The organism is Pseudoalteromonas sp. SG45-2 (assembly GCF_014164115.1).
GTDB lineage: Bacteria > Pseudomonadota > Gammaproteobacteria > Enterobacterales > Alteromonadaceae > Pseudoalteromonas > Pseudoalteromonas distincta.
Map to the genome: position 1 here is coordinate 48,240 of NZ_JACJEO010000029.1, position 6,724 is coordinate 54,963.

The 6,724-nt window shown below is 42.5% G+C and carries 6 protein-coding genes; all 6 read left to right on the forward strand.

Annotated features, from left to right (window positions below):
• From rsxB to nth, 6 genes are read left to right on the forward strand one after another with little or no spacing between them, the layout of a single operon-like run.
• Nucleotides 1–555, forward strand: a complete 555-nt coding sequence (gene rsxB, locus H5116_RS18005) for an electron transport complex subunit RsxB (RefSeq protein WP_007585357.1) — start codon at nucleotides 1–3, stop codon at nucleotides 553–555.
• Nucleotides 556–563: 8 nt separating this feature from the next.
• A complete protein-coding gene (gene rsxC, locus H5116_RS18010; RefSeq protein ID WP_182716762.1) occupies nucleotides 564–3,146 on the forward strand; it encodes an electron transport complex subunit RsxC in 2,583 nt (860 codons plus the stop codon).
• The gene (gene rsxD, locus H5116_RS18015; RefSeq protein WP_182716763.1) at nucleotides 3,143–4,201 is read left to right on the forward strand and encodes an electron transport complex subunit RsxD; all 1,059 of its coding nucleotides are present in this window, start codon (nucleotides 3,143–3,145) and stop codon (nucleotides 4,199–4,201) included. The genes rsxC and rsxD overlap by 4 nt, the downstream gene beginning before the upstream one ends.
• A complete protein-coding gene (rsxG, locus tag H5116_RS18020) occupies nucleotides 4,198–4,839 on the forward strand; it encodes an electron transport complex subunit RsxG (RefSeq protein WP_149602385.1) in 642 nt (213 codons plus the stop codon). Before rsxD ends, rsxG begins: the two co-directional genes overlap by 4 nt.
• Entirely contained in the window at nucleotides 4,836–5,534 is a 699-nt protein-coding gene (locus H5116_RS18025) for an electron transport complex subunit E (protein ID WP_024595474.1), read from the forward strand. The genes rsxG and H5116_RS18025 overlap by 4 nt, the downstream gene beginning before the upstream one ends.
• A gap of 49 nt (nucleotides 5,535–5,583) precedes the next feature.
• Nucleotides 5,584–6,246, forward strand: coding sequence for an endonuclease III (gene nth / locus H5116_RS18030; RefSeq protein WP_039487264.1), 663 nt, complete (start codon nucleotides 5,584–5,586; stop codon nucleotides 6,244–6,246).
• Nucleotides 6,247–6,724: the final 478 nt, after the last annotated feature.

Below are 6,724 nucleotides of genomic sequence, written 5' to 3' on the forward strand. Positions count from 1 at the left end.
ATGACCTTGTTTTATGCCTTGATAGCGATTGGTTCGCTAGCACTCATTTTTGGACTTATTTTAGGGTTTGCAGCAATTCGCTTTCGCGTTGAAGGTAACCCTATTGTTGAGCAAATAGATACGATTTTACCGCAAACTCAATGCGGACAATGTGGCTACCCGGGTTGTCGCCCTTACGCCGAAGCCATAGCTAATGGCGATGAAATAAATAAATGCCCACCAGGCGGCGAATCTACCATGAAAAAGCTTGCCGGCTTAATGGGGGTTGATGAAAAACCACTTGCCGGTGGCGAGCAAGCAGAACCTATAAAAACAGTGGCTTATATTCGCGAAGATGAATGTATTGGCTGTACCAAATGTATTCAAGCCTGCCCAGTTGACGCTATTTTGGGCGCAACTCGTCAAATGCATACCGTGTTAATTGATGAATGTACTGGCTGTGATTTATGTGTTGAGCCTTGCCCTGTAGATTGCATTGATATGCTACCTGTAGCCGAAACTAAACAAAACTGGAAATGGCAGCTAGACGCTATTCCTGTTACACAAATAGATTAGAGGTTTGAGTGGACAAGTTACTTGAACAAATAAAAAAAGGCACCGTGTGGGCATTTCCTGGCGGCATACACCCACCACAACAAAAATCACTCTCTAATAGTGCGAGTATCACTCGCCTACCCTTGCCCGACAAACTCATTGTTGCGCTTAAGCAGCACATAGGCGCAAATGGTAAGTTACTTGTAGAAAAAGGCCAACACGTATTAAAAGGCCAACCACTAACAGAACCCGCTGCTAACTGGTCGGTACCTGTACATGCGCCAAGCTCTGGTGTAGTTACTGATATTGCACCTATGCCATCAGCACATCCATCGGCCCTGCCTGAACTAAGTGTTATTATTGAACCAGACGGCAAAGACGAATGGGTAGCTCTAAATAAAAATAAAAATCCTGCTGAGCTTAGCCATGATGAGCTTATAAATATTATTCACCAAGCCGGTATTAGCGGTATGGGTGGTGCTGGTTTTCCTACTTATGTAAAAGCAGATACCAAGCAACCTATCGAATTTTTGATTGTAAATGCTGTTGAGTGCGAACCTTATATTACTGCCGATGACGTTTTAATGCGCGAACACGCTAAAGAAGTTATCCAAGGCATTGAAATAATGCAGCAACTTTTAAACCCAACACTGTGCATTGTGGGTATAGAAGATAACAAGCCTGAAGCTATTGCAGCAATGAAGCAAGCAGCTGAGCATAACTCAAAAATTATTATTCAAACGGTGCCAACTATTTATCCATCTGGCGGTGAAAAGCAATTAATTAAATTACTTACTAACCGTGAAGTTCCTAGCATTGGTATTCCAGCCGATATTGGTATTTTAGTGCATAACACGGGTACTTTGTTTGCCGTACAACAAGCCGTTTATGAAGGCAAACCGCTAATTGAGCGTATAGTTACGGTAACAGGTAACACTATTCATAAACCTGGAAATGTATGGGCACTGCTTGGTACTGAAATAAAGCATTTACTAGATTGCCAAGGTTTCTCTCCTGTACCGCAGCAAAGTGTTGTGATGGGCGGCCCAATGATGGGCTTTACGCTACCCACAGTACGTATTGGCATAGTTAAAACCACTAACTGTATTTTAGCGCCTGATCATAAAGAGCTAGCGGAACCCGGCCCTGAAAAAGCCTGTATACGTTGTAGCGCCTGTGCCGATGCCTGCCCTGCTTCTTTATTGCCACAACAATTGCAGTGGTTTGCTAAATCAAAAGAGTACGACAAACTACAAGAGCACAATTTATTTGATTGTATTGAATGTGGTGCTTGTGCATACGTGTGCCCAAGCGAAATCCCTCTTGTACAGTACTACCGTATAGCCAAAGTTGAAATTAAAGAACAACAAGCTGACAAAATTAAAGCTGACAGAGCAAAAGATCGTTTTGATGCCCGAAAAGAACGTTTAGAGCGTGAGCAAGAAGAACGCCAAAACCGCCATAAACGTAAACCTGCTGCTAAGTCTGCTGACGAAAAGCAAAAAGTAGCTGAGGCACTAGCCCGTGTTAAAAATAAATCAGATAACGGCGATGAAAAATCAGCTGTTGCAGCCGCTATTGCACGCGCTAAAGCTAAAAAGCTAGGCGATCAATCTGCTGAATTAGAACCTGACAACAGCGAAGTAGCAAAAGAGCGCGCACTACGTAAAGAACAAGCGCGTAAATATAAAGAGCAAAAATCTCAAACAGATGAATCGGCCGAGACTACACCCGTTGATGATAAAAAATCAGCAGTAGCTGCAGCCATTGCTCGAGCTAAAGCTAAAAAAGCAGCACAAGCATTAGATAACGCTGAACAAGCAGCAAGTGAAGAGCCACAAAACGATGCCCCCGTTGATGACAAAAAATCAGCAGTAGCTGCAGCCATTGCTCGCGCTAAAGCTAAAAAAGCGGCTAAAGCATTAGAAGAAGCTGAGCAACCCGTAAGTGAAGAGTCACCAAGTGATGCCCCTGATGATGACAAAAAAGCAGCGGTAGCGGCAGCTATTGCACGTGCAAAAGCTAAAAAAGCGGCTAAAGCACTTGAAGAAGCTGAGCAAACAGCAATTGAAGAGCCAAAAACTGATGCCCCTGTTGATGACAAAAAGGCAGCAGTAGCGGCGGCCATAGCTCGTGCAAAAGCTAAAAAAGCGGCTAAAGCACTTGAAGAAGCTGAGCAAACAGCAAGTGAAGAGCCACAAAGTGATGCCCCTGTTGATGATAAAAAAGCAGCGGTAGCGGCGGCCATTGCTCGTGCTAAAGCTAAAAAAGCGGCTAAAGCATTAGAAGAAGCCGAGCAAACCACAAGTGAAGAACCACAAACTGATACCCCTGTTGATGACAAAAAAGCAGCGGTAGCGGCGGCTATTGCCCGCGCTAAAGCTAAAAAAGCGGCTAAAGCACTAGAAGATACCGAACAAACTCAGCCCCAAGAGCTACAAGTTGAGAGCGCAGCACCTAAGAGTGCAGAAAGTAACACCGATGACTCATCCAATTCTACTGAAGCAGATAAACCTAAATCAGCCGACGATAAGAAAAAAGCCGCCGTGGCTGCTGCAATTGCGAGAGCAAAAGCTAAAAAGTTACAAAAAGAAGGAAATAATCAGTCATGAAATTAACCATGGCCAGTTCGCCGCATAATCACAGCCATAAATCGTTAACGCGATTAATGCTTAGCGTTATTGCTGCGTGTATTCCTGGGCTAATTGCTCAAGTTTTCTTTTTTGGTACCGGGGTGCTTATTCAGCTAGTACTAGCCCTTGTTGCTGTAAGTGTATTTGAAGCTGCAATAATGCTAATGCGCAAACGCCCTGTTTGGCCTGCATTAAGTGATGGCAGTGCGTGGCTTACTGCCGTGTTATTGGCATTGAGTATTCCACCACTTGCGCCTTGGTGGATAATCGTTATTGGCTGTTTATTTTCTATTGTTATAGTTAAACAGCTTTATGGCGGCCTTGGGTTTAACTTATTCAATCCAGCAATGGCGGCTTATGTACTGCTTTTAGTTTCGTTTCCAGTACAAATGACCGCATGGTTGCCTGTTACTGATTTAATAAATACGCCAATAGGCTTTGCTGACCAGCTAAGGCTAATATTTACCGATTTTACGGCCTCTGGGTTTAGCCTAGATCAAGTACGTGCAGGGGTTGATGGCCTAACAATGGCAACACCGCTGGATACTGTTAAGACAGACATAGCCCACGGTTTAACCGTTACCGAAAGCATGCAAAAGCCAATATTTAACGAATGGGCTGGCCTTGGTTGGGCCTGGGTTAACTTAGGCTTTTTAGCCGGTGGTTTATACTTATTAAAAGCAAAAATTATTAACTGGCATATTCCTGTTAGTTTTATCGTAACTTTAGCTGTATGTAGTGCTATTGGTTATATCGCATCACCAGGCACAGAGCCGGGCACCCTATTTCACTTATTAAGTGGTGCCACTATGATGGGAGCCTTTTTCATAGCAACCGATCCGGTCTCTGCAGCAACAACTAACAAAGGGCGCTTAATTTATGGCGCGCTAATTGGCTTACTAATTTATTTAATTCGTACCTTTGGTGGTTTTCCTGATGCTATCGCATTTAGCGTATTACTGATTAATATTGCAGTGCCGCTAATAGACTACTACACACAGCCGCGTACTTATGGCCACGGAGCAGTAAAATGATCATTTCGTCAATGGCTAAAAATGGTGCTATTTTAACTGCGTTTGCATTAGCAACAACAGGCTTAGTTGCCTCGATCAATGCACTTACTGCCGATAAAATTGCAGAGCAAGAACAGCTACAACTTACTGCGCAGCTACAAGAAGTGCTCGACCCAAAATCGTACGACAATCAATTATCACAAGATTGCGTAGTTATTACTGACGAAAAACTAGGCCCGTACGCAAATCAAGTAATTTACCGTGCTCGTAAAAACAATAAACCAGTCGCTGTTGTTATTAGGCATGTTACGCCAAATGGCTACAGTGGCGATATTAACTTATTAACAGCGGTATTGAGCGATGGCACTATTGCTGGCGTGCGTACGACTAAACACGAAGAAACCCCTGGTTTAGGCGACAAAGTAGAAGTTAAAAAATCACTTTGGATCACAACATTTAAAAGCTTAACGGTTGAAGGCGAAGAAGACGCTCGCTGGGCTGTAAAAAAAGATGGCGGCCAGTTTGATCAATTTACAGGCGCGACCATAACGCCACGTGCTGTTGTGGGCTCTGTTAAAAATGCCGTATTGTTCGCACAAACTAATTTTGATGATATTTTTGCAGCACCTAATGCCGAATGTATGGAGGTAGCTAAATGAGTGAGTTAAAAACATTATACAAAGAAGGTGTATGGGTAAATAACCCTGCCCTTGTGCAGCTTTTAGGTTTATGTCCACTGCTTGCCGTTACCTCAACTGTAACAAATGCCTTAGGTTTAGGTTTAGCAACTTTACTCGTACTAATAGGCTCAAATGTTACCGTATCAATTGTGCGTAACTGGGTGCCAAAAGATATTCGTATACCTGTATTTGTCATGATCATCGCGGGCTTTGTAACAATAGTTCAATTACTTATGAACGCTTATACCTTTGGTTTATATCAATCATTGGGAATTTTTATCCCGTTGATTGTAACTAACTGCGCCATTATTGGCCGCGCCGAAGCATACGCCTCTAAAAATCCTGTTCATTTATCAGCATTTGACGGCTTAATGATGGGCTTAGGCTTTATGGCTGTATTGTTAGTGTTAGGAGCTATGCGCGAATTAATCGGCCAAGGTACGCTGTTTGACGGAGCCGATTTATTACTTGGCCCATGGGCACAGAGCATGCGCATAGAAGTATTTAATTTTGATAATCAATTTTTACTGGCAATTTTACCACCGGGTGCCTTTTTAGGGCTTGGGCTACTTATTGCTGCAAAAAACGTAATTGACGCACAAATAAAATCAAAACAAGTTGCACCGCCAGAGGCTGAAAAAGGCCCTCGAGCACGTGTTACTAGCTTAACTTAAGGGGAAAACGTATTAGAGCAACAATTAGCACTAATACGTTTTAAGTTGCATGAATAAAGAAAAACGTCACCAAATACTGTCGCGCCTACGCGACGATAACCCACATCCAGTTACAGAGCTTGAATATTCAAGCCCATTTGAGTTACTAGTAGCAGTAACTCTTTCAGCACAAGCAACTGATGTAGGCGTTAATAAAGCCACTCGAAAGTTGTTCCCTGTTGCTAATACACCACAAGCCATTTTAGATATAGGCCACGATACACTGCGTGATTATATAAAAACCATCGGCTTATTTAACTCTAAAGCTGCCAACGTGTACAAAATGTGCCAAATTTTGGTGGATGAACATAACAGCATCGTGCCAGAAAATCGTGAAGCCCTAGAAGCCCTACCAGGCGTTGGCCGTAAAACCGCTAATGTTGTACTCAACACAGCCTTTGGCTGGCTAAAAGATAATGAAGGTAGATACTTTTTAGCAGTAGATACTCACATCCAACGTCTTGCAAACCGTACTGGTTACGCTAAGGGTAAGACTGTTGAGCAGACTGAACAGGCTATAATTAAAAATACGCCAAATAAGAAAGAATTTATGTTTAACCTCCATCATTGGTTTATTTTACATGGGCGCTATACGTGTACAGCGAGAAAACCAAAATGTGGAAGTTGTATAATTGAGGATTTGTGTGACTATAAAGAGAAAACTGAGTCATAGTTAAGAGTAGTTATTTTTTAATTAGCATAAACCTTTTAACGGTCACATCTTTAGTTTCTATTTAAGAAGCTGGCGATTTGATTCTCATATGAGCCTTTATTCGGCCAGCACCAATTAAATTGAAAATTTGCGTTAACTTCAGAATAGTTTGAATTTAAGCGAGGTGTTGCAAATAGATTATGATTTATTAATTAGAGCCCAGCTAAAACCTAAAATTTAAATACGGAGTTAATTGGAAGCTATTTCCGGTTTGTGCCAATTGCAGCCATTCCGGTATAACTCGTTTCTGCCCCTTTCTGCGTTAGTTTGATTACTCGGTGGCAGATCGAGCCACTGACATCGAAGTACTTTTTCTCATGGGTGGCGATTGAGGGGCTGTGCTCGGAATCTCCCATAGATACGCAAATTGCACTTCAGATATTGCGATCCCAAAAAACGCATAACGATGCGTTTTTTGGTGTGTAGGTGTTGGGTTATA